Genomic DNA, 22,157 nt, shown 5'->3' on the forward strand with positions numbered 1-22,157 from the left:
CCCACCGGGCCCGGACCGCGAGTCGAGCCCGGGCTCAGTGCCCGGTGAGGCGGCCGAGCAGGGCGCCGAGCCGGGCCGGCCGACCGTTGCGCGCCTCCTCGGCGTCGGCCAGGGACGCCAGACGCAGCCCGGCACCGACCCCCAGCCAGCGCAGCGGCTCCGGCTCCCACGGCGGCGGCCGGTGGCCGACGAAGGGCAGTCGCGCCGCCCGGCCCGGGCGCCCCGCGACGAGCTCGGCGAGGGCCCGCCCGGCCAGCTGGGCCAGGGCCACGCCGTCGCCGACGTAGCCGCCGGCGCTGCCGAGGCCGGTGGTGGGGTCGTGCCGCACCGACGGGTGCCAGTCGCGCGCGATGCCGAGGGCCCCGCCCCAGGCGTGGGTGAAGGCGGTGTCGCGGGGCAGGCCCGGCAGCAGCTCGAGCAGGGTGGAGCGCAGCGCGGCGTGCACGCCCGGCTCGTCCTCGAAGGCGGGCCGCACCGAGGACCCCCAGTGGTACGGCGTCCCGCGGCCGCCGAACACGAGCCGGTCGTCCGCCGTGCGCTGGCCGTAGACGACGAGGTGCCGGTGCTCGGAGAACGTCTCGCGCTGCGCGAGCCCGACCTGCGCCCACGCGTCGGCGGGCAGCGGCGCGGTCGCGACGACCAGCGAGTAGACGGGGGCGACGTCGCGCCGGTGCCCGGGCAGGGTGGGCGTCCACGCCTCGGTGGCGCGCAGCACGTGCCGGGCGCGCAGGACGACGCCGTCGGCGGTCGTCACCGAGCCCGGTCGCAGCCCGGTGACCCGGGTCGACTCGTGCACGCGGCCGCCCCGCCGCTCGACCGCCGCGGCGAGACCGGTGACGAGCGAGAAGGGCTGCACCCGCGCGCAGTCCGGGCTGTACGACGCCCCGTCCACGCCCCGGGCGCGCAGCCGCTCGCGCGCCTCGCCGGCGCCGAGCCAGCGGGTCGGCAGACCCCAGCGGACGTCGTGCTCGACGTCGGCGCGGCCGCGGGTCACCTGGGCCGCCCCACGCGCGACGACGACGGTGCCGCCCTTGGTGTAGTCGCAGGAGATGTCCTCCTGAGCAGCGATCGCGCCGAGGTCGTCCACGGACCCGCGCAGCGCGGCGCCGAGGTCACGGGCCGCCGCGGCCCCGCTCTCGCGCGCCACCCGGTCGAGCGAGACCGGGTAGAGCGCCGAGGCCCAGCCGCCGTTGCGGCCGCTGGCGCCGTACCCGACGTGCTCGGCCTCGAGGACCCGCACGTCGAGCGAGGGGTCGAGGCGGAGCAGGTGCCACGCGGTCCACAGGCCGGTGAGGCCGCCGCCGACGACGACCACGTCGCAGGTGTCGTCGGCGGCGGGCGCCGGCCTCCTGGGGGAGGGCGCGAGGCCCTCCCACCAGAGCGGCCGGGTGCTCACAGGTGGGCGGACGCGCCCTCGAGCACCGAGCGCAGCCGCTGCGTGATGTCGGCGAACTCGGCCGGCCCGATGGTCAGCGGCGGCGCGAGCTGGACCACCGGGTCGCCACGGTCGTCGGCGCGGCAGTAGATGCCCGCGTCGAAGAGCGCCCGCGAGAGGTAGCCGCGCAGCAGCCGCTCGGACTCGGCGTCGTCGAAGGTCTCCCGGGTCGCCTTGTCCTTGACCAGCTCGATCCCGTAGAAGAAGCCCTCGCCGCGCACGTCGCCGACGATCGGCAGGTCGAGCAGCGTCTCGAGCGAGCGCCGGAAGGCCGGGGCCTGCTCCCGCACGTGCTGGTTGAGGCCCTCGCGCTCGAAGATGTCGAGGTTCTCCATCGCGACGGCCGCCGAGACCGGGTGGCCGCCGAAGGTGTAGCCGTGCGGGAACGACGTCGTCCCGCGGCGGAACGGCTCGAAGAGCCGCTCGCTGGCGATCATCGCGCCGATGGGGGAGTAGCCGGAGGTCATCCCCTTGGCGCAGGTGATGATGTCCGGCACGTAACCGAGGTCCTCGCACGCGAACATCCCGCCGATCCGGCCGAAGGCGCAGATGACCTCGTCCGAGACGAGCAGGACGTCGTACTCGTCGCAGATCTCGCGCACGCGCTGGAAGTATCCGGGCGGCGGCGGGAAGCAGCCGCCGGAGTTCTGCACCGGCTCGAGGAAGACGGCCGCGACGGTGTCGGGGCCCTCGAACTCGATCGCCTCGGCGATCCGCTCGGCCGCCCACAGCCCGAAGGCCTTCGGGTCGTCGCGCAGGTGCTCGGGAGCGCGGTACTGGTTGGTGTTCGGCACCTTGAACGCGCCGGGCACGAGCGGCTCGAAGGGCTGCTTGGCCCCGGGGATGCCGGTGATGGACAGGGCACCCTGCGGGGTGCCGTGGTAGGCCACCGAGCGGCTGATCACCTTGTGCTTGCTCGGCTTCCCGACCAGCTTGTAGTACTGCTTGGCCAGCTTCCACGCGCTCTCGACGGCCTCGCCGCCGCCCGTGGTGAAGAAGACCCGGTTGAGGTCCCCGGGCGCGTAGTGCGCCAGGCGCTCGGCCAGCTCGACCGCCTTGGGGTGCGCGTAGGACCACAGCGGGAAGAAGGCGAGCTCCCTGGCCTGGCGGGCCGCGGCCTGGGCGAGCTCCTCGCGGCCGTGGCCGACCTGGACGACGAAGAGCCCGGCGAGGCCGTCGATGTACTCGCGGCCGCGGTCGTCCCAGATCCGGTGTCCCTCGCCGCGCACGATGAGCGGCACGTCGAGGCCGAGGCCCCCCTCGCTCGTGGGCTCGTAGACCGAGTGGCGGGTGAAGTGGCCCCACAGGTGGTCGCGCGCCGCGTCGGCGTACGACGTCCCGCGGGGGGTCGAGCCGAGCGTGCCGGCGGTCGGGGCGGCGCTGCCCTGGTGGGTCGTCGCCGCCGGGGTGGTGGTCGGTGTCGTGGTCATCGGGTTCCCCAGTTGTAGTGCTGCTTGTGGAGCTTGAGGTAGACGAACAGCTCGGTGGAGACCACGCCCGGGAGGGCGCGGATGCGACGGCTGACCAGCTCGAGGAGGTGGTCGTCGTCCTCGCAGACCACCTCGGCGAGCAGGTCGTAGCTGCCGGCCGTGGCGACGACGTACGTCACGTCGTTCATGTCGTTGAGGGCCTCGGCGACGATGTTCGGGTCACCGCTGGTGCGGATGCCGACCATCGCCTCGCGGCTGAAGCCGAGCTGGAGCGGGTCGCTGACGGCGACGATCTGGATGACGCCGGCGTCGAGCAGCCGTTGCACGCGCTGGCGGACGGCGGCCTCGGACAGCCCCACCGCCTTGGCGATGGTGACGTAGGGCTGACGGCCGTCCTCCTGGAGCAGCTCGATGATCCGCTTGGCGGTGTCGTCGAGCTGCGGGCGAGGGTCGCGAGCGGCTGTGGTCACCCTGCGCACCCTAGCCGAGGGATGACGGATTCCGTCGTCACGGAGCCGAGGAATTTCGACAATCGCGGGTGAAGTGCCCCGTGAGAGAGGAAAACCACCGCCCGGACCTGCCGGGAAGGCCGTCGGTCGGGGTACTGTCCCCCCATGACGTCGCCGTCCACCCCGTCCCCCGCGGGCGCGCCCCGCACCCTGCGCAGCTTCGTCGGTGGGCAGTACGTCGACTCGCTGTCCGACGCCCGCGCCGACGTCGTCGACCCGTCCACGGGCCGGGTCGTCGCGACCGCCCCCGTCGAGGGGGCCGCCGACGTCGACCGGGCGTACGGCGCCGCCTCCCGCGCGTTCGGGACGTGGGGCCGGACCACCCCGAGCGAGCGCCAGCAGGCCCTGCTCAAGCTCGCCGACGCGATCGAGGCGCGGGCCGACGACTTCGTGCGCCTCGAGGCGCAGAACACCGGCAAGCCCTTCGCGCTCACCGCGAGCGAGGAGGTGCCGCCGATGGTCGACCAGCTGCGCTTCTTCGCCGGGGCCGCCCGCGTCCTCGAGGGCCGCGCGTCCGCGGAGTACCTCCAGGGCCACACGTCGTGGATCCGGCGCGAGCCGATCGGCGTCGTCGGCCAGGTCACGCCCTGGAACTACCCGATGATGATGGCGGTCTGGAAGATCGCGCCGGCCCTCGCCGCCGGCAACACGGTCGTCCTCAAGCCGGCCGACACGACGCCGGAGACGACGCTGCTGCTGGCCGAGATCGCCGCCGAGTTCCTCCCGCCGGGCACCCTCAACGTCGTCACCGGCGACCGCGACACCGGCCGCGCCGTCGTCGAGCACCCGACGCCGGCGCTGGTCGCCATCACCGGGTCCGTGCGAGCCGGCATGCAGGTCGCCGAGTCGGCCAGCCACGACCTCAAGCGCGTCCACCTCGAGCTGGGCGGCAAGGCGCCGGTCGTCGTCTTCGACGACGCCGACCTCGAGGCCGCGGTCGAGGGCATCGCCGTGGCCGGCTACTTCAACGCCGGGCAGGACTGCACCGCCGCGACCCGGGTGCTCGCCGCCCCCGGCATCCACGACGACTTCGTCGGCGCGCTGTCGGAGTACGCCCGCAGCCAGGCCAAGCTCGGCCTGCCCGACGACGAGGACGCGCTGCTCGGCCCGGTCAACAGCCGGATGCAGCTGGACAAGGTCCAGGGGTTCCTCGACCGGCTGCCCGACCACGCGTCGGTCGGCGCCGGGGGCACGCGCGCCACGGCGCTCGGCGACGGGTACTACCTCGAGCCCACCGTCGTCTCCGGCCTGCACCAGGGCGACGAGATCGTCCGCGACGAGGTCTTCGGGCCCGTCATCACCGTCCAGCGCTTCTCCGACGAGGCCGAGGCGCTCGCCTGGGCCAACGGGGTCGAGTACGGCCTGGCGTCCTCCGTGTGGACCAAGGACTTCGGCCGGGCCATGCGGATGTCCAAGGCCCTCGACTTCGGCTGCGTGTGGATCAACACGCACATCCCGCTCGTCGCCGAGATGCCGCACGGCGGCTTCAAGCACAGCGGCTACGGCAAGGACCTGTCGATGTACGGCTTCGAGGACTACACGCGGGTCAAGCACGTCATGGCCAACATCCAGAGCTGATCGAGACCTGAGAGGCACCACCACCATGCGAGTCCTCATGATCGGCGCAGGCGGCGTCGGCGACGCCGCCGCGCGCATCGCCGTCGAGCGCGGCTTCTTCGAGGCGTGGGTCGTCGCCGACTACGACCTGTCCCGGGCGCGGGCCACCGTCGCGGCGGCCGCCGCCCGCCGGGCCGGCGAGACCCGGCTCGTCGCCGCGCAGGTCGACGCCTCGGACGAGGCGGCCGTCGCCGCCCTGGCGAAGGAGCACGGCGCGACCCACGTCTTCAACGCGGTCGACCCGCGGTTCGTCATGCCGATCTACCGCGGGGCCCTCGCCGCCGGGGCGTCGTACCTCGACATGGCGATGAGCCTCTCGCAGCGCCACCCCGAGGCGCCGTACGAGAAGGCGCACGTCAAGCTCGGCGACGAGCAGCTGGCGATGGCGGGGGAGTGGGAGGCCTCGGGAGGCCTGGCGCTGCTGGGGATCGGCGTCGAGCCGGGCCTGTCCGACGTCTTCGCCCGGTACGCCGCCGACCACCTCTTCTCCCACATCGAGGAGCTCGGCACCCGCGACGGCGCCAACCTCGCCGTCCGCGACGCCGACGGCAACGAGACGTTCGCGCCGGGCTTCTCGATGTGGACGATCATCGAGGAGTGCCTCAACCCGCCCGTGGTGTGGGAGAAGGCGCGCGCCGACGCCGCCGGTGGCGACGTCGAGGCAGGGTTCTTTACGCTGCCGGCCTTCAGCGAGCCCGAGGTCTTCGACTTCCCCGAGGGCATCGGCCCGGTCGAGTGCGTGCACGTCGAGCACGAGGAGGTGCTCCTCATGCCGCGTTGGGTCGACGCCGAGCGGGTGACCTTCAAGTACGGCCTCGGTGAGGAGCTCATCACCATCCTCAAGACCCTGCGCACGCTCGGTCTGGACCGCACGGACCCGGTGAGCGTCAAGGGGGTGCAGGTCTCGCCGCGCGACGTCGTCGCCGCCGTCCTGCCCGACCCGGCGACCATCGGCCCGATGATGACCGGGAAGACGTGCGCCGGGCTGATGGTGACCGGGAAGGGGAAGGACGGCGCGCCGCGCGCGACGTACCTCTACCACGTGTCCGACAACGAGGAGACGATGCGCGAGTACGGCGCCCAGTGCGTCGTCTGGCAGACGGCCGTCAACCCGGTCGTCGCGCTCGAGCTGCTCGCGACCGGGGTGTGGTCCGGCGCCGGGGTCAAGGGTCCCGAGGCCTTCGACGCCGTGCCGTTCCTCGAGCTGCTGGCGGCTCCCAAGCCCGAGGGCTACGGCTCCCCGTGGGGGATGGAGGACCGCACCCCGTGACCCGGTACGGCGCCCAGTTCGGGCCGGACATCACCTTCCTCGGCGTCGACCGCTGCGACCTCGACGACCCGGCGTCGTACGCCGACGCGGACGTCGTGGTCCTCGGCGCGCCCTTCGACGGCGGCACGTCGCACCGCCCCGGCACCCGCTTCGGGCCGCAGGCGATCCGGATGACCGACTACCTGCCGCACGACGGGTCGCGGCCCTCGCTGGCGCTGCGCACCGACGGGCTGCGCGACCTGCGCGTCGTCGACGCCGGCGACGTCGAGATGTACTCCGGCGACATCGAGGTCGCGCTGCCCGCGCTCGAGGCGGCCGTCGAGAAGGTGACGCGCGCCGGGGCGATCCCGGTCGTCCTCGGCGGTGACCACTCGATCGCCTACCCCGACGCCAAGGGCGTGGCCAACGTCCTCGGCCACGGCCGGGTGTCGATGATCCACTTCGACGCGCACGCCGACACCGGCGACATCGAGTTCGGGTCGCTGTGGGGCCACGGCCAGCCGATGCGCCGGCTCATCGACTCCGGGGCGCTGCGCGGCGACCGCTTCCTCCAGGTCGGGCTGCGCGGCTACTGGCCGCCGCCGGAGACGCTGGACTGGATGGCGGGGCAGTCGATGCGGTCGTTCGAGATGACCGAGATCGTCCGCCGCGGGCTCGACGACTGCCTCACCGAGGCCTCGTGGATCGCCACCGACGAGTGCGACGGCGTGTTCCTCTCCGTCGACATCGACGTGTGCGACCCCGGCCACGCGCCGGGCACCGGCACGCCGGAGCCGGGCGGGCTGAGTGCCCGGCAGCTGCTCGACGCCGTACGGCGGCTGTGCCTCGAGCTGCCGGTCGTCGGCATCGACGTCGTCGAGGTGTCCCCGCCCTACGACCACGCCGACATCACCGCGGCCCTGGCCAACCGGGTGGTCCTCGAGGCCTTGTCGGCCCTCGCCCGCAAGCGGCAGGACGAGCGCGACGGCACCCGGTGGGACCCCGACCAGCCGCTCCTGGACGGACGGGTGCCGCGATCCGGGACGAGTGGTCCGGGCGAGGACCGCGGGAGGTCGTAGGACGTTGGTGCGATGGCTCGTGCCCCGGGATCGCTCCTAGCGTCGAGGCACTGGACGACGACGACCCGCCGAGCGGGTGCCGCCCTCCGCCGGCGAGTCCCACCCCCCAGGAGCCCCCCATGTCCCACCCGTCGATCCCCCGTCCCGCTGCCGCAGTGGCCGCCCTCCTCCTCCTCGGCGTCGTCGGGCCGACCCTGTCGGCCGGCCCGGCCTGCGCGGTCACCGCCACCCGCGGCTCCCTCGTCGCGACGTCGCTGCGCGTCGAAGGCCGCGCCCAACCCGGCTCGTACGTCGTCGCGCGCTCCACCACGAGCATCGCCGGCGCCCGCGCCGACCGATCCGGCTCCTACCGCGTCGAGGCGTCGGGCTTCAGGGCCCCCGACTGCCGGGTCACCGTCTCGGACGGCGGTGGGACCCCGACGGCCACGGTCGCCCTGACCGGGTGCACGCCGTCGGTGTCGCCCGTCCCGCCGGTCCCCGCACCGCCCACCGGCTCGTGCGTCATCACCCCCCGCGCCCCGGTGGTCCTCCCCGCCGGCCGGCCGACGGCCTTCTACGTCGAGACGACCGGCTGCGACACCACGACCGGCAGCGGCGCCACCCCCACCCCGGTGCGCTGGACGGTCGTCGCCGGGAGCATCCCGACCGGGTTGACCGGCCCCACCGTCCAGGGCACCACGGCCACCGCGCTGATCGGCACCCCCGGCGTGCCCGGCACCTACCGCTTCACGCTCGAGGTCGTCGACCAGGTGGGGGCGAAGGACCAGGAGACCTTCACCGTCACCGTCGGCTGAGCGCGGGGGCCACCTCGGGCCCGTAGCGCTCCACGCAGAAGGCGGTCAGCCGCTCGGCCAGCGCCTCCAGGGTCGCGGCGGCGTGGTGGTCGCGCTGCCACGCGGCGTACAGGCTGATGTGCACCGGGCCGTCCGCCGCGGTGATGCGCAGGGGCCGCAGACCGAAACGGGGGTCGTCGGACAGCACGGCGACGCCTCGGCCGGCGGCCGCCAGCGCCTGGGCCACCTCCGGCGTCCCCACCTCGACCACCGACTCGTACGCCCGGCCGCTGCGGCCCAGCGCCTGGTCGAGGGCCCGCCGCGGGTGGAAGTCGCCGGAGAGCAGGAGCAGGTCGCGCGAGACCAGCTCGCCGAGGCCGACGTCGGACCGGCCGGCCCAGGGGTCGTCGCCGCGCACGTAGGCCCACACCGGCAGGTCGGCCAGGGCCACCGACGCGAGGTGCGGCGCGGGCGGCGTCGTCCCGATCGCCAGATCGGCCCCGCGCGGCAGGGCGGCGTAGACGCTGACCGGCAGCTCCTCCCACACCGTCGGCATGGGGTCGTCCTCCTCGAGCAGGGCGAGGAAGGGCGCGATGACGTCGGTGAGCGTCGTGCCCGGGGCGGCGATGGTCAGGTGCTCGAGCCGGCCGGACGCCAGGGTGTGGGCGGCGGCGACCGCCGCGTCGGCGCGCGCCACGAGGTCGCGGGCGAAGGGGAGGAACCGGCGGCCGGCGGCCGACAGCTGCGTCGAGCGCTGCGTGGTGGAGAAGAGCCCCACCCCGAGCTCCCGCTCGAGCGCCCGCATCTGGCGCGACAGCGAGGGCTGGGTGACGTGCACGCGCGAGGCGGCCGCGCTGAGGGAGCCCGCGTCGGCGACGGCGATGAGATAGCGCAGGTGACGCAGCTCCATGGGGCGATCATGCCTCGCCGGAGGCTCGTGCGATGCCTCGCAGGCATGGACGGTCTGCGCAACAGGTATTGGACAGCATGACGGCGGGCGAGGACGCTGGGCCCATGACCGACACCCTCGCCCCCGCCCTGAGCGCCGTCCCCAGCATCGGTGTCGAGCAGCGCCGCGTGCTGCGCACGGCCATCCCCGGCCCGCGCAGCGAGGCGCTCCAGGCCCGCAAGAGGGCGGCGGTGTCGGCCGGCGTGAGCACCGGCCTGCCGGTCTACATCGAGAAGGCGGCCGGCGGCGTGCTCGTCGACGTCGACGGCAACCAGCTCATCGACTTCGGCGCCGGCATCGCCGTGACGAGCGTCGGCAACAGCGCGCCCCAGGTCGTCGAGGCGGTGCAGCGGCAGGTCGCCGACTTCACCCACACCTGCTTCATGGTCACGCCGTACGAGGAGTACGTGCAGGTCTGCGAGGAGCTCGCGGAGCTCACCCCGGGCACCCACGAGAAGCGGTCGGCCCTCTTCAACTCCGGCGCCGAGGCCGTCGAGAACGCCATCAAGGTGGCTCGGCACGCGACCGGCCGCGACGCGGTCGTCGCCTTCGACCACGCGTACCACGGGCGCACCAACCTCACGATGGCGCTGACGGCGAAGAACATGCCCTACAAGGACGGGTTCGGCCCGTTCGCCGGCGAGGTCTACCGCGCGCCGATGGCCTACCCCTACCGCTGGGCCGGTGGCGCCGACGCGTGCGCCGATGAGGCCTTCGCCGCGTTCACCGCGATGGTCCACGCCCAGGTCGGTGAGGAGCGCACCGCGGCCGTCATCCTCGAGCCGATCCAGGGCGAGGGCGGCTTCGTCGTCCCGGCGCCGGGCTTCGTCGCCAAGGTCGCCGACTGGTGCCGTGAGCACGGCATCGTCTTCATCGCCGACGAGATCCAGACCGGCTTCTGCCGCACCGGCGACTGGTTCGCCAGCGACCACGAGGGCGTCGTCCCCGACCTCGTCACCACCGCCAAGGGCATCGCCGGCGGCCTGCCGCTCGCGGCGGTCACCGGCCGGGCCGAGCTGATGGACTCGGTACACGCCGGTGGCCTCGGCGGCACGTACGGCGGCAACCCCGTCGCCTGCGCCGCCGCGCTGGGCTCGATCGCGACGATGAAGGAACACGACCTCGCCGGCCGCGCCCGCGCCATCGAGGGGCTCTTCCGCCCGCGGCTCGAGGCACTGGCCGACAAGCACGAGCAGATCGGCGACATCCGCGGCCGCGGCGCCATGCTCGCCATCGAGCTCGTCACCGACCGCGCGTCGAAGACGCCGGACGCCAAGCTGACCGCGGCGATCAACGCCGCGTGCCACCGCGAGGGCCTCGTCACCCTGACCTGCGGCACCTTCGGCAACGTGTTCCGCTTCCTGCCGCCGCTGGTCGCCGACGAGGCCCTGCTCACCGAGGGCCTGGACATCCTCGAGGCCGCCTTCGCCGCCCACGCATGACGGGCTCACCGGCCTGACACCCCACATGTTGCGGCTCCTGGACCAGCACCACGACGTCCAGAGCCAGCAACATGTGGGGTGTCGCGCGTGACCCGGACCTAGGGTGGGGGGCGATGTCGACGTCACCCGCCCCCACCGTCAGCCACCCCCCGAGCGAGGCGCTCGCCGACCCGGCCGCCGTCGTCGCCGGTGACACCTGGCGCGTCACCGTCCTCACCGACGGCCTGCTGCGCCTCGAGCACTCGCCGGACGGGGGTTTCGAGGACCGGCCGTCCACCTTCGCGGTGCGCCGCCGCCTGCCCGTCCCCGAGTTCCGCGTCGTCGACGAGGGTGACCGGGTCCAGGTCTCGACCGACCGGGTGCGGCTGACGTACGACAAGGGCCCCTTCACCACGCACGGGCTGCTCGTCGAGGTCCTCGGCGGCGTGACGTCGTACCACTCCACCTGGCGGTACGGCGAGCCGACGCACGACCTCGGCGGCACGGCCCGGACCCTCGACGGGGCCGACGGCGCCATCCCGCTCGAGCCGGGTGTCGTCTCGCGACAAGGCTTCTCGGTCATCGACGACTCGACGTCGTTCGTCTGGGGCGACGACGGCTGGGTCGCGTCCCGGGAAGAGGGTCGCCAGGATCTCTACGTCTTCGCCTACGGCCACGACCACGCCGACGCCGTCCGGGCGCTCTACGCCGTGTCCGGTGACCAGCCGGTCCTGCCGCGGTGGGCGCTCGGGAACTGGTGGAGCCGCTACCACCGGTACACCGAGGCGTCGTACCTGCAGCTGCTCGACCGGTTCGCCGCCGAGGGGCTGCCCTTCAGCGTCGCCGTCGTCGACATGGACTGGCACCTGGTCGACATCGACCCGGCGTACGGCTCGGGGTGGACCGGCTACACCTGGGACCGCGAGCTGTTCCCGGACCCCGAGCGGTTCCTGGAGCAGGTGCACCGGCGCGGCCTGAGGGTCACCCTCAACGTCCACCCGGCCGACGGCGTCCGCGCCCACGAGGAGGCCTACGAGCGCGTGGCCCGCGCGCTCGGGCGCGACCCGGGACTGCGGGAGCCGATCTCGCTCGACGTGACCGACCGGGACTTCATGCGGGTCTACACCGACGTGCTGCACCGCGAGCTCGAGGACCAGGGCGTCGACTTCTGGTGGGTCGACTGGCAGCAGGGCACGCACTCGCGGATCGTCGGCGTCGACCCGCTGTGGGTGCTCAACCACGTCCACTTCCTCGCCGCCGCGCGCGACGGCCGCCGCCCGCTGACCTTCTCGCGGTACGCCGGCCCCGGCTCGCACCGCTACCCCGTCGGCTTCTCCGGCGACGCCTACGTCACGTGGGCGACCCTCGCCTTCCAGCCGTACTTCACCGCGACCGCGGCGAACATCGGCTACGGCTGGTGGAGCCACGACGTCGGCGGCCACCTGGAGGGGGTCAAGGACGACGAGCTCGCGACCCGCTGGGTGCAGCTCGGCTGCTTCTCGCCGATCCTGCGGCTGCACTCGCAGGCCAACCCGTTCATGACCAAGGAGCCGGCGACCTTCGGCCCGCACGCCGCCGCCGTCCAGACCCGCTTCCTGAGACTGCGTCAGCGCCTGGTGCCCTACCTGCACTCGATGAACCACCGCGCGCGCGCCCAGGGCGTCCCGCTCGTCACGCCGCTCTACCACCGGTGGCCGGACGAGGGGGCGGCGTACGAGCACCCGGAGCAGTTCTGCTTCGGTGACGCGCTGCTCGTCGCGGCCGTCACCGAGCCCGCCGACCGGGTCTCGACGCGCGCCGCCGTGCCGGTCTGGCTGCCGCCGGGGGAGTGGGTCGACCTGCTCACCGGTCAGCAGTACGACGGCGACCGCCGGCTCGTCCTGCACCGCGACCTCGACACCGTGCCCGTCCTCGCGGCGGCCGGCGCGGTCGTGCCGCTCGACGGGGACGAGGTCCCGGGCAACGACCCGGTCGCCCCCGAGCACGTCGAGGTCCTCGTCGTCGTCGGCGCCGACGGGCGGCACGAGCTCGTCGAGGACGACGGCACCGGGGGCGGCACCGACGAGTCGCGGGTGACGCGGACGGCCATCGTGTGGGCCCAAGCCGCGGGCGAGCTGACCGTGGAGGGGATCGCGGCGCCGTACGTGCCCGCGCAGCGCCGATGGAGCGTGACCTTCGTCGGGCTGCCCGAGGTGACCGCGACGGCCAGCGTCGACGGGGAGGCCGTCGAGGCCGCCGTACGGCGTGCCGACGGGCGCACGAGCGTCGTCGTCGACGCAGTGCCCGCCGGGTCGCGGCTGGTCGTCGGGATCGGCGCCGACCCGCGCCGACCGCGCGACGACGTCCGGGCGCGCGTCGTGCGGGTGCTCGACGACGCGCAGTGCGCGTACGTGCTCAAGGCGCAGGCGCTCGAGGTGCTCGAGAAGGACGTCCCGCTGGGGGCGCGGATCGCGCAGCTGCACGCGTTCGAGGCACCGCGGTCCCTGGAGTCCGCGCTGCTCGAGGTGCTGACGGCGCAGGGCTGATGGCCGGGCGGACGGTCGCGGGCGGCCGGACGGGAGCGGTCGTCACGCTCGTCGTCGGCCTGCTCGTCGTCGTCCTCGCGGTCGTCCTCACCCGCGGGTCGGGGGGTGCCTCGTCACCCTCGGTCCGCGCGACGTCGTCGGCGTCCGTCCCCTCGTCGACGACCCCGTCGGGCGGCGCGACCGACCCGGCGTCCGGGCTGCGCTGGGTCGCCGAGTCCTCGCTCGACGGCCCCACCCGCCGGACCCTCGCGCTCATCCGCGCCGGGGGCCCGTTCCCCTACCCGCGCAACGACGGCGTGGTCTACCACAACGCCAACCACGTCCTCCCGCGCGAGGCCGACGGGTACTACCACGAGTACACCGTCCCGACCCCCGGCTCGTCGACGCGCGGCCCCCGTCGGGTCGTCACCGGCTCGCAGGGCCAGCTCTACCTGACGCTCGACCACTACGACACCTTCACCCGCATCCGCCCCTCCGGCTGACCCCCGCGAATCGGATTCGGCCCGCTCGGCTCGGGTCGTGACGCGAGCCGAGCGCCCCGAATCCGATTCGGGTGGCCTCTGGGACACTGGCGGGGTGACGTCCGCGCCCCGCACCGTGACCCTGCTCGGCTCGACCGGGTCGATCGGCACCCAGGCGGTCGACCTCGTCCGCGCGAACCCGGACCGCTTCCGGGTCACCGGCCTCGCCGTCGGCGGCTCCGATCTCGGGCTGCTCGCGCGCCAGGCCATGGAGCTGCGGGTCGACACGGTCGCCGTCGCGCGGGGGAGCGAGGCCGACGTGCGCGACGCGCTGACCGCCGCCGGCGGGGCGTCGTACCGGCCGGAGGTGCTCGTCGGCGACCGCGCCGCGAGCGAGCTCGCCGGCCGCGAGGCCGACGTCGTCCTCAACGGGATCACCGGCGCGATCGGCCTCGAGCCCACCCTCGCGGCGCTCCGGGCCGGCCGCACCCTGGCCCTGGCGAACAAGGAGTCGCTCATCATCGGCGGCCCGCTCGTCAAGGCGGTGGCCCGGCCCGGCCAGGTCGTCCCCGTCGACAGCGAGCACTCGGCCATCGCCCAGTGCCTGCGCGGTGGCACCGCCGAGGAGGTACGGCGCCTCCTGGTCACCGCGAGCGGTGGCCCCTTCCTCGGGCGCTCGCGCGACGAGCTGGCGGACGTCACCCCGCAGCAGGCGCTCGCCCACCCGAACTTCGCGATGGGCCGGGTCGTCACGACGAACAGCGCGACCCTCGTCAACAAGGGGCTCGAGGTCATCGAGGCGCACCTGCTCTTCGACGTGCCCTTCGAGCGGATCGACGTCGTCGTCCACCCGCAGCAGCTGATCCACTCGATGGTCGAGTTCGTCGACGGCTCGACCATCGCCCAGGTCTCACCGCCGTCGATGCTCATCCCCATCGCGATGGGGATGGCGTGGCCGGAGCGCGTGCCGGGGGCCGGGCCGGCGTGCGACTGGACCCGCGCGTCGACGTGGACCTTCCTCCCGCTGGACGACGAGGCGTTCCCGGCGGTCGCGCTCGCCAAGCGGGCCGGCACCGCCGGCGGGACCGCGCCGGCGACCTACAACGCCGCCAACGAGGTCTGCGTCGACGCCTTCCACGACGGGCTCATCCCGTTCACCGCCATCGTCGACACCGTGTCCCGGGTGGTCGACGAGCACCTCGACACCATGGACGCCGGCGCCGCCCTGGACCTGGCCGGCGTGCTGGCCGCCGACGCCGCCGCCCGGACACGGGCACGCAGCGTCCTCGGTCTGGGTGATGATGGTGGGGTGAGCGACCCGGCGAGCCGGGGCGCCGTACCGGAAGGACCCGCGTGACCGTCGTCGCCTACATCGTCGGAGTGCTCGCCATCGCCCTGGGCATCGGCCTGTCCATCGCGCTGCACGAGATCGGCCACCTCGTCCCGGCCAAGAAGTTCGGCCTCAAGGTGACGCAGTACATGGTCGGCTTCGGCCCGACGGTGTGGTCGCGTCGGCGGGGCGAGACGGAGTACGGCGTCAAGGCGATCCCGCTCGGCGGGTACATCCGGATGATCGGGATGTTCCCGCCGAAGCCCGGGGACGACCCGACCCACCTGCGCGCGTCGTCGACGGGTCGCTTCAGCCAGCTGATGGACCAGGCCCGGCAGGACTCGATGGAGGAGGTCGGTCCCGGCGACGAGAACCGGGTCTTCTACAAGCTGTCGGTGCCGAAGAAGGTCGTCATCATGCTCGGCGGGCCGGTGATGAACCTGCTCATCGCGACCGTGTGCATGGCCGGGCTGCTGCTGCTCTACGGGCTGCCGACCGTCAAGCCCGGTGCGCAGGTCGCGTCGGTGAGCGAGTGCGTCGTCCCCGCCGCCAAGGCGCAGACCCAGACCACGTGCACCGCCGCCGACCCGAAGACCCCGGCCTACACCGCCGGGCTTCGGCCCGGCGACGTCATCACCTCGATCGACGGCACGGCCGTGCAGGGCAGCACCGACGTCGGCGCTCTCATCCAGCCGCGGGCCGGCAGACCGACGACGATCGTCTGGACCCGGGACGGCCGCGAGCAGCGCGCGACGCTGACCCCGGTCGAGAACACCGTCGCCCAGATCGGCAGCGACGGGAAGGTGGCCACCGGCTCCGACGGCCAACCGCTGACCAAGCTCGCGGGCTTCCTCGGGGTGTCCTCGATGCCGTACGCGCCCATCGAGCGCCAGCCCGTGACCGAGGTGCCCGGCGCCGTCGGCAGCCTCTTCACGCAGACCGCCGGCGTCGTCCTGCACATCCCGCAGAAGATGGTCGGCGTCGCGCAGGCGGCGTTCGGCAGCGGCCCGCGCGCCCAGGACAGCCCGATCTCCGTCGTCGGCGTCGGTCGGATCGGCGGCGAGATCGCCTCGTCCGACGTCATCCCCGACGGCACCGCGGGTAAGATCGCGCTGCTGGTCTCGCTCCTCGCGTCGCTCAACATGGCGCTCTTCGTCTTCAACCTCATCCCGCTGCTCCCGCTCGACGGCGGCCACGTCGCCGGTGCGCTCTGGGAGGGCCTCAAGCGGCGCGGGGCCCGGGTGCTGGGCCGGGCCGACCCCGGTCACGTCGACGTCGCCAAGGCCCTACCCATCGCCTACACGATGGCGATCGTCCTGGTGAGCATGTCGGCGCTGCTGATCTACGCCGACCTGGTGAACCCGGTCAAGCTGCTCTAGCACCCGCCCTTCGCCGTGCCGGTTGCTGAAACCCATCAATTGATGGAGTTCAGCAGCGCGTGTGTGGAGCCGGTTGCTGAAACCCATCAATTGATGGAGTTCAGCAGCACCTTCAGCCCTGCCCGGGGAAGTAGCGGCGGAATGCGTCACGGAAGCGGCGCTGGGCCGGCGCTCCGCGGTCCCGTCGAGCGGTGTCGGCGCGTCGCAGCACCTGCTCAGGCCCTTCGCGCAGCTGCTTCCCGGTGACCTGCACCAAGCGCCAGTCACGGTGGTCGGTCTCGTCACGTCGCTCGAAGTCGGCCGACCAGATGTCCGTGTCGTCACGGTGCTGCGCTCCCTGGTACTCGACGGCGACCCGCAGCGCGGGCCACGCGAGCTCGAACCGCCGCAGCAGCGCGCCCGTCTCGGGGTCGACGATGCGGTGGTCGACCGTCGGCTCCGGGAAGCCGGCCAGGACGAGGAGCATCCGCAGCTCCGACTCCTTGGGCGAGTCGACCCCGGCCCGGACGAAGCCCACCGCTCGCCGGAACGGGGTCAGGTAGCGACCATCCCACCCGGCGGCGGCGAGCTGGAGGGCGGCCGGTGTGGTCTTCTTGCGCCTGACGAGACGGTCGGCCAGCGTGACGAGCTGGACCAGGTCGAGCGCGCCCGCGAGGTCCGCGACCGTGCGCTCCGGTGTCGTCACCCTGAGACCGTCGACGACCTGGCTGTCGGGCCGTGCTCGGAACCGGTGGGCGACGACTCCCGACACCTGACGGCACTGCCGGGGCCCGACGATGAGGTGCACACGCGACTCGTGCGGCACCGTGCCGCCGTAGATCATGGCTGCCGTCTGATGGCTGATGACCGAGCCGTCGGGGGCGAGGAGCTGGGCGGCCCGGGCTCGGAGCGCGACGCTGCGGGTCGTCGCCTGATGCACCCACACCCCGTTGAGCAGCTGGACGTACGGCCCTCGCCGCAGGTCGGTGTCGGTGATGCCGTGCTCCTTCGCGGTCGCCCGGGTGAACGGACGGCTGGTGTCGAGCAGCCGGGAGGGTTGCGCGCTCATCGGGCCAGCGTGGCGCGATTCGCCCACCGCCCGCTGCGCTCATCCACAGGCCCGATGGCAGGCGCGGTGCTGAGACCCATCAATTGATGGCTTTCAGCAGGGCGTGTGCGGGGCGGGCTGCTGAGACCCATCAATTGACGGCGTTCAGCAGCGCGGCCCGGCCCCCCATCCGACCGGTGCAGCGACGCCCGCGACGGCGAGCGATACTGGAGTCATGACCGTCTCGCTCGGCATGCCGTCCGCCCCGGCACCCACGCTCGCCCCCCGCCGGAAGTCCCGCAAGATCAAGGTCGGCAAGGTCGACGTCGGTGGCGACGCCCCGGTCAGCGTGCAGTCGATGTGCACCACCCCGACGACGGACGTCAACGCCACGCTCCAGCAGATCGCCGAGCTGACCGCCTCCGGGTGCGACATCGTCCGCGTGGCCTGCCCGAGCCAGGACGACGCCGACGCGCTGCCGCAGATCGCCCAGCACAGCCAGATCCCGGTCATCGCCGACATCCACTTCCAGCCGAAGTACGTCTTCGCCGCGATCGAGGCCGGCTGCGCCGCGGTCCGGGTCAACCCCGGCAACATCCGCAAGTTCGACGACCAGGTCAAGCAGATCGCGCAGGCCGCGAAGGACCACGGCACCTCGATCCGGATCGGCGTCAACGCCGGCTCGCTCGACCCGCGGCTGATGGAGAAGTACGGCAAGGCCACCCCCGAGGCGCTCGTCGAGTCGGCGGTCTGGGAGGCGAGCCTCTTCGAGGAGCACGACTTCCACGACTTCAAGATCAGCGTCAAGCACAACGACCCGGTCGTCATGGTCAAGGCCTACGAGCTGCTGGCCGAGCGCGGCGACTGGCCGCTGCACCTCGGCGTCACCGAGGCCGGCCCCGCCTTCCAGGGCACGATCAAGTCCTCCGTCGCGTTCGGCGCCCTGCTCAGCAAGGGCATCGGCGACACGATCCGCGTCTCCCTCTCCGCGCCGCCGGTGGAGGAGGTCAAGGTCGGCATCCAGATCCTCCAGTCGCTCAACCTGCGCCCGCGCAAGCTCGAGATCGTCTCGTGCCCGAGCTGCGGCCGCGCCCAGGTGGACGTCTACAAGCTCGCCGACGAGGTCACCACCGGCCTCGACGGGCTCGAGGTCCCGCTGCGCGTCGCCGTCATGGGCTGCGTCGTCAACGGGCCGGGGGAGGCCCGCGAGGCCGACCTCGGCGTCGCCAGCGGCAACGGCAAGGGCCAGATCTTCGTCAAGGGCGAGGTCGTCAAGACCGTCCCCGAGAGCGCGATCGTCGAGACCCTCATCGAGGAGGCCATGCGGATCGCCGAGACGATGGAGCCCGCCGAGGACGGCGCGGCACCCACCGTCACCGTCGGCTGACATTCTCGCGACCCGAAGCGGTCGCAATCGTGACCTCGGTCCGCGACACTTGACCCCATGTTGCGCATGACCTCCCCGGTGCGCGCGCTCGCGGTCACCGACCGGGACGAGGCGCTGGAGCTCTGCGCGCGCAACCCGGCGGCCAACGTCTTCGTCGCCTCGCGCATCGAGGAGGGCGCCCTGCGCGCCGCCCCCGGGTCGCTCCTCGGCTACCGCGTCGACGGTGAGCTGCGCGGCTTGGTGTGGGTGTCGGCCAACGTCGTCCCCGTCGAGTGCGACGAGGAGGCGCTCGCCGCGGTCGCGACCCGGATCCGTCGCTGGCACCGCGGCTGCGCCTCGATCTTCGGGCCGACCGAGCAGGTCGAGGGCCTGTGGGAGCACCTCGCGCCCCACTGGGGCCGTCCCCGCGCGATCCGTTGGCGCCAGCCGCTCATGGTCACCACCGACGACCCGGGCGCGGCCGGCGTGCCGCTCGACCCGCGGGTCCGCCCGGCGACCGACGCCGAGGTCGACCTCGTCCTGCCCGCGGCGGCGGCGATGTTCACCGACGAGATCGGCTACCCGCCGTTCCACGGCTCGTCCCGCGGCTACCGCAGCCTCATCGCCCAGCTCGTCCGCGAGGGGCACACCTTCGTCTGGGTCGAGGACGGCGAGGTCCTCTTCAAGGCCGACGTCGGCTCGGCGTCCATCGGCGCGGCGCAGATCCAGGGGGTCTGGCTGCACCCGCGGCTGCGCGGGCAGGGCCTGGCCACCCCGCTCATGGCCGCCACGACCTCGCTGGTCCTGCGCGACGTCGCGCCGCTGGCCTCGCTCTACGTCAACGACTTCAACGCCGCCGCCCGCGCGACCTACCGCGCGGTCGGCTTCCACGAGGTGGGGAGCTTCACCACCGTCCTCATGTGAGGACCCCGTACGGCGTCGTGCGGCCCATCGCCCGGCGCCCGGCCCGTCGTCCGACGCCCCTCGCCCCGCGGCTCGGACGACGACAGCGGCCCGCCCCCCGGAAGGGGGACGGGCCGCCGTACGTCGTGCCGTGGTGAGCCGTGAGGCTCGGCCCCCGAGGGGGCCGGGCGTCACTTGGTGTACTGCTCCAGGCTGGTGCCCTTGTACGCCTCGGCCGCGTTGGCCTTGGTGACGATGACCGGCTCGAGGTACTCCGTCGGGACCGACTTGGACCCGTTGTCGTCCGTCGCGTTGGTCTTCGGGGTCTCGCCCTTCTGCAGCGCCTGGATCATCTCGATCGTCGCCTTGACCAGGTTGGTCGTGTCCTTGTTGATCGTCGAGTACTGAGCGTAGTCACCGCCGGCGACGATGGACTTCACCGACTCGACCTCGGAGTCCTGACCGGTGACGATCGGGGTGCCGATGCCGGCCTGCTTGCAGGACTCGAGGATGGCGCGGGCCAGGGTGTCGTTGGGCGACAGGACGCCGTCCAGCTTGGTGCCGCTCTGGTAGTTGGCCGAGATGAGGGTGTCCATGCGCTTCTGCGCGTTCTCGGCCTTCCAGCCCTGGGTGACGACCTGGTTGAAGGAGGTCTGGCCCGAGACGACCTTAAGGGTGCCGTCGGAGATCTTCGGCTGGAGGATCTTCATCGCGCCGTTGAAGAACACCTGGGCGTTCGGGTCGTCGGGGGACCCGGCGAACAGCTCGACGTTGTAGGGGCCGTTGGCCTTCTTGGCCTTCATGCCGTCGAGCAGGGCCTGGCCCTGGAGCTCGCCGACCTTCTCGTTGTTGTAGGCGATGTAGTAGTTGACCGCGTCGGTCGACTGGAGCTGGCGGTCGTACGCGATGACCGTGATGCCGGCGTCCTTGGCCGCCTTGAGCTGGGTGCCCAGCTGCTTGGAGTCGATCGCGCCGACGACGATCACCTTGGCGCCCTTGGTGATCATGGCCTGGATCTGGTTCTGCTGCTCGCCCACGCCGCCGTTGGCGAACTGGACGTCCTTCTGGAAGCCGGCGCCCGAGAGGCCGTCGTTGAACAGGCTCTCGGCGAGGACCCAGTTCTCCGAGGTCTTCTGCGGGAGCGCGATACCGATGAGCGAGTTGGCGGCGAAGCCGCCGGCGGCCGCGCCCCCCGTCGAGCCGCCGCCCGAGCCGGATGCCGGGGTGTCGCCACCGCGGCCACAGGCTGACAGGGCGAGAGCGGCGGCCGCGGAGACCGCCAGCACCTTGGCGTACGTGCGCATGTGTCTGCTTTCTTCTCGTGCGCTCATCGCTGAGCGCGGGTTCCCGAGCCGGACGGCGCCCGGCGCGAAGCTGTGTGTGTGATGGAGGAAGGTCGGGCCGGCCCGCGTCAGCGGGACTGGCCGACGGACGAGGTGACGTTCTGCGAGGTGTCCTGGGGTGTCGCGCTCGCGGCGGTCGGACCACCTGAGCCCCCCCGGGTCCCTCTCGAGTTGCGCATGAGCAGCGCCGTCACCGACGGCTTCCCCTGCGACTTGTTGTAGACGTCGAGGGCGACCGCGAGGAGCAGGACGAGACCCTTGATGATCTGGGTCGCGTCGGCGCCGATGCCCTTGATCTGCAGGCCGTTGTTGAGCGAGGCCATGACCAGGCCTCCGACCATCGACCCGATGACGGTGCCGACACCACCGGAGACGGCGGCGCCACCGATGAAGACCGCGGCGATGGCGTCGAGCTCCCAGCCCTGGCCGTCGAACGGGCCGGAGGCGGCGGAGCGGGCGTCGAACATCATCCCCGCGAGGGCGGCGAGGACGGACATGTTCATCATGACGAGGAAGTTGATCCGCTTGCTCTTCACGCCGGACAGCTCGGCCGCCAGCCGGTTGCCGCCCACCGCGTAGACGTGGCGGCCGGTGATGGTGCGCTGCGCGATGAAGCTGTAGATGAGGATCAGCGCGACGAGGATGAGGCCCGAGACCGGGAAGCCCTGGCGACCCGAGGCGAAGAAGAACATCACGCCGAGGATGACGACGCAGATGAGGACGAGCCGGGTCCAGGTGACGGTCGAGTCCTCGACCTCGGCGCCGATGCGCTGCAGCTTGCGGCGGCCGTTGATCGTGCCGTAGACGACGAAGAGGCAGGCGACGATGCCGACGAGGATCGTCAGGTTGTTGTAGCCGGTGTTGGGCCCGACCTCGGGCAGCACGCCCTGCCCGATGACCTGGAAGCCGTCCGGCACCTGCACGGTCAGCGACTTGCCGATGGCCTGGTTGACCCCGCGGAAGGTCAGCATGCCGGCGAGCGTGACGATGAAGGCCGGGATGCCGACGTACGCCGTCCACAGGCCCTGCCAGGCGCCGATCAGCGCGCCGAGCGCGAGACCGAACAGGATGGCCAGCGGCCAGGGCAGGTTCCAGTTCTGCATAGCGAGGGCCACGCTGATGCCGACCGCGGCCGAGACCGACCCGACGGACAGGTCGATGTTGCCGGCGATGATGACGAGCACCATGCCGATGGCCAGGACGAGGATGTAGGCGTTGCCCTGGATGATGTTGTTGAAGTTGTCCGGGGAGATGACGAAGCCACCCGTCCAGATGTGGAAGAAGACGAGGATGGCGACGAGGGCGACGACCATGCCGAGCTGGCGGAGGTCACCTCCGAAGATCTGCCTGACCTTGTTCAT

18 protein-coding genes are annotated in these 22,157 nt (G+C 72.8%); 11 read left to right on the top strand and 7 right to left on the bottom strand.

Annotation, left to right across the window (positions count from 1 at the left end; genetic code table 11):
• Positions 1-34: 34 nt before the first annotated feature.
• From FB458_RS14920 to FB458_RS14930, 3 genes are read right to left on the bottom strand one after another with little or no spacing between them, the layout of a single operon-like run.
• Complete coding sequence (locus tag FB458_RS14920) at positions 35-1,396, bottom strand: NAD(P)/FAD-dependent oxidoreductase (RefSeq protein ID WP_141849183.1); 1,362 nt, start codon at positions 1,394-1,396, stop codon at positions 35-37.
• Positions 1,393-2,865, bottom strand: a complete 1,473-nt coding sequence (locus FB458_RS14925) for an aspartate aminotransferase family protein (protein WP_141849184.1) — start codon at positions 2,863-2,865, stop codon at positions 1,393-1,395. The genes FB458_RS14920 and FB458_RS14925 overlap by 4 nt, the downstream gene beginning before the upstream one ends.
• Positions 2,862-3,344 (bottom strand): Lrp/AsnC family transcriptional regulator, encoded by a 483-nt coding sequence (locus FB458_RS14930; protein ID WP_141849185.1) that lies wholly within the window; start codon positions 3,342-3,344, stop codon positions 2,862-2,864. Before FB458_RS14930 ends, FB458_RS14925 begins: the two co-directional genes overlap by 4 nt.
• 135 nt (positions 3,345-3,479) lie before the next feature.
• Here FB458_RS14930 and FB458_RS14935 point away from each other — a divergent pair, with 135 nt between their 5' ends.
• The 4 genes from FB458_RS14935 (at position 3,480) to FB458_RS14950 (ending at position 8,113) form a co-directional block, all read left to right on the top strand.
• Positions 3,480-4,952, top strand: a complete 1,473-nt coding sequence (locus FB458_RS14935) for a gamma-aminobutyraldehyde dehydrogenase (RefSeq protein WP_141849186.1) — start codon at positions 3,480-3,482, stop codon at positions 4,950-4,952.
• A 25-nt stretch (positions 4,953-4,977) separates the two neighbouring features.
• The gene (locus FB458_RS14940) at positions 4,978-6,261 is read left to right on the top strand and encodes a saccharopine dehydrogenase family protein (protein ID WP_141849187.1); all 1,284 of its coding nucleotides are present in this window, start codon (positions 4,978-4,980) and stop codon (positions 6,259-6,261) included.
• Positions 6,258-7,319: an agmatinase gene (gene speB, locus FB458_RS14945; protein ID WP_141849188.1), complete on the top strand. Its 1,062-nt coding sequence runs from the start codon at positions 6,258-6,260 to the stop codon at positions 7,317-7,319. The genes FB458_RS14940 and speB overlap by 4 nt, the downstream gene beginning before the upstream one ends.
• A gap of 119 nt (positions 7,320-7,438) precedes the next feature.
• Entirely contained in the window at positions 7,439-8,113 is a 675-nt protein-coding gene (locus FB458_RS14950) for a putative Ig domain-containing protein (protein WP_141849189.1), read from the top strand.
• Here FB458_RS14950 and FB458_RS14955 read toward each other — a convergent pair.
• Positions 8,100-9,002, bottom strand: coding sequence for a LysR family transcriptional regulator (locus FB458_RS14955; protein ID WP_141849190.1), 903 nt, complete (start codon positions 9,000-9,002; stop codon positions 8,100-8,102). The genes FB458_RS14950 and FB458_RS14955 overlap by 14 nt on opposite strands.
• A 104-nt stretch (positions 9,003-9,106) precedes the next feature.
• On the opposite strand from FB458_RS14955, the gene gabT reads away from it, so the two are divergent.
• The 5 genes from gabT to FB458_RS14980 all read left to right on the top strand — a co-directional run bounded on the left by gabT (position 9,107) and on the right by FB458_RS14980 (position 16,157).
• Entirely contained in the window at positions 9,107-10,483 is a 1,377-nt protein-coding gene (gabT, locus tag FB458_RS14960) for a 4-aminobutyrate--2-oxoglutarate transaminase (protein WP_141849191.1), read from the top strand.
• Between the two features lie 113 nt (positions 10,484-10,596).
• Complete coding sequence (locus FB458_RS14965) at positions 10,597-12,987, top strand: glycoside hydrolase family 31 protein (RefSeq protein WP_141849192.1); 2,391 nt, start codon at positions 10,597-10,599, stop codon at positions 12,985-12,987.
• Positions 12,987-13,469: a guanyl-specific ribonuclease gene (locus FB458_RS14970; RefSeq protein WP_141849193.1), complete on the top strand. Its 483-nt coding sequence runs from the start codon at positions 12,987-12,989 to the stop codon at positions 13,467-13,469. Before FB458_RS14965 ends, FB458_RS14970 begins: the two co-directional genes overlap by 1 nt.
• A 94-nt stretch (positions 13,470-13,563) precedes the next feature.
• The gene (gene dxr / locus FB458_RS14975; protein WP_141849194.1) at positions 13,564-14,805 is read left to right on the top strand and encodes a 1-deoxy-D-xylulose-5-phosphate reductoisomerase; all 1,242 of its coding nucleotides are present in this window, start codon (positions 13,564-13,566) and stop codon (positions 14,803-14,805) included.
• Positions 14,802-16,157: a M50 family metallopeptidase gene (locus FB458_RS14980; protein WP_141849195.1), complete on the top strand. Its 1,356-nt coding sequence runs from the start codon at positions 14,802-14,804 to the stop codon at positions 16,155-16,157. The genes dxr and FB458_RS14980 overlap by 4 nt, the downstream gene beginning before the upstream one ends.
• Positions 16,158-16,269: 112 nt before the next feature.
• On the opposite strand, the gene FB458_RS14985 is transcribed toward FB458_RS14980, so the two are convergent.
• Entirely contained in the window at positions 16,270-17,205 is a 936-nt protein-coding gene (locus FB458_RS14985) for a hypothetical protein (RefSeq protein ID WP_141849196.1), read from the bottom strand.
• Between the two features lie 214 nt (positions 17,206-17,419).
• Here FB458_RS14985 and ispG point away from each other — a divergent pair, with 214 nt between their 5' ends.
• Both ispG and FB458_RS14995 read left to right on the top strand, forming a co-directional pair.
• Positions 17,420-18,571, top strand: a complete 1,152-nt coding sequence (gene ispG / locus FB458_RS14990) for a flavodoxin-dependent (E)-4-hydroxy-3-methylbut-2-enyl-diphosphate synthase (RefSeq protein WP_141849197.1) — start codon at positions 17,420-17,422, stop codon at positions 18,569-18,571.
• 57 nt (positions 18,572-18,628) lie between these two features.
• The gene (locus tag FB458_RS14995; RefSeq protein WP_141849198.1) at positions 18,629-19,474 is read left to right on the top strand and encodes a GNAT family N-acetyltransferase; all 846 of its coding nucleotides are present in this window, start codon (positions 18,629-18,631) and stop codon (positions 19,472-19,474) included.
• Between the two features lie 170 nt (positions 19,475-19,644).
• Here the strand turns inward: FB458_RS14995 and FB458_RS15000 are convergent, their stop codons facing one another.
• Together FB458_RS15000 and mmsB are read right to left on the bottom strand one after the other, a co-directional pair.
• The gene (locus tag FB458_RS15000) at positions 19,645-20,757 is read right to left on the bottom strand and encodes a substrate-binding domain-containing protein (protein WP_141849199.1); all 1,113 of its coding nucleotides are present in this window, start codon (positions 20,755-20,757) and stop codon (positions 19,645-19,647) included.
• Positions 20,758-20,864: 107 nt separating this feature from the next.
• The gene (mmsB, locus tag FB458_RS15005; protein ID WP_141849200.1) at positions 20,865-22,157 is read right to left on the bottom strand and encodes a multiple monosaccharide ABC transporter permease; all 1,293 of its coding nucleotides are present in this window, start codon (positions 22,155-22,157) and stop codon (positions 20,865-20,867) included.

The sequence above is a fragment of the Lapillicoccus jejuensis genome (assembly GCF_006715055.1).
Classification (GTDB): domain Bacteria; phylum Actinomycetota; class Actinomycetes; order Actinomycetales; family Dermatophilaceae; genus Lapillicoccus; species Lapillicoccus jejuensis.

Excerpts from the sequence above, each read along its gene's own strand:
- FB458_RS14925 (WP_141849184.1), bottom strand. The coding sequence starts at position 2,865 with ATGACCACGACACCGACCACCACCCCGGCGGCGACGACCCACCAGGGC.
- FB458_RS14935 (WP_141849186.1), top strand. The coding sequence starts at position 3,480 with ATGACGTCGCCGTCCACCCCGTCCCCCGCGGGCGCGCCCCGCACCCTG.
- FB458_RS14940 (WP_141849187.1), top strand. The coding sequence starts at position 4,978 with ATGCGAGTCCTCATGATCGGCGCAGGCGGCGTCGGCGACGCCGCCGCG.
- FB458_RS14950 (WP_141849189.1), top strand. The coding sequence starts at position 7,439 with ATGTCCCACCCGTCGATCCCCCGTCCCGCTGCCGCAGTGGCCGCCCTC.
- FB458_RS14955 (WP_141849190.1), bottom strand. The coding sequence starts at position 9,002 with ATGGAGCTGCGTCACCTGCGCTATCTCATCGCCGTCGCCGACGCGGGC.
- gabT (WP_141849191.1), top strand. The coding sequence starts at position 9,107 with ATGACCGACACCCTCGCCCCCGCCCTGAGCGCCGTCCCCAGCATCGGT.
- FB458_RS14965 (WP_141849192.1), top strand. The coding sequence starts at position 10,597 with ATGTCGACGTCACCCGCCCCCACCGTCAGCCACCCCCCGAGCGAGGCG.
- FB458_RS14970 (WP_141849193.1), top strand. The coding sequence starts at position 12,987 with ATGGCCGGGCGGACGGTCGCGGGCGGCCGGACGGGAGCGGTCGTCACG.
- FB458_RS14985 (WP_141849196.1), bottom strand. The coding sequence starts at position 17,205 with ATGAGCGCGCAACCCTCCCGGCTGCTCGACACCAGCCGTCCGTTCACC.
- ispG (WP_141849197.1), top strand. The coding sequence starts at position 17,420 with ATGACCGTCTCGCTCGGCATGCCGTCCGCCCCGGCACCCACGCTCGCC.
- FB458_RS14995 (WP_141849198.1), top strand. The coding sequence starts at position 18,629 with ATGTTGCGCATGACCTCCCCGGTGCGCGCGCTCGCGGTCACCGACCGG.
- FB458_RS15000 (WP_141849199.1), bottom strand. The coding sequence starts at position 20,757 with ATGCGCACGTACGCCAAGGTGCTGGCGGTCTCCGCGGCCGCCGCTCTC.
- mmsB (WP_141849200.1), bottom strand. The coding sequence starts at position 22,157 with ATGAACAAGGTCAGGCAGATCTTCGGAGGTGACCTCCGCCAGCTCGGC.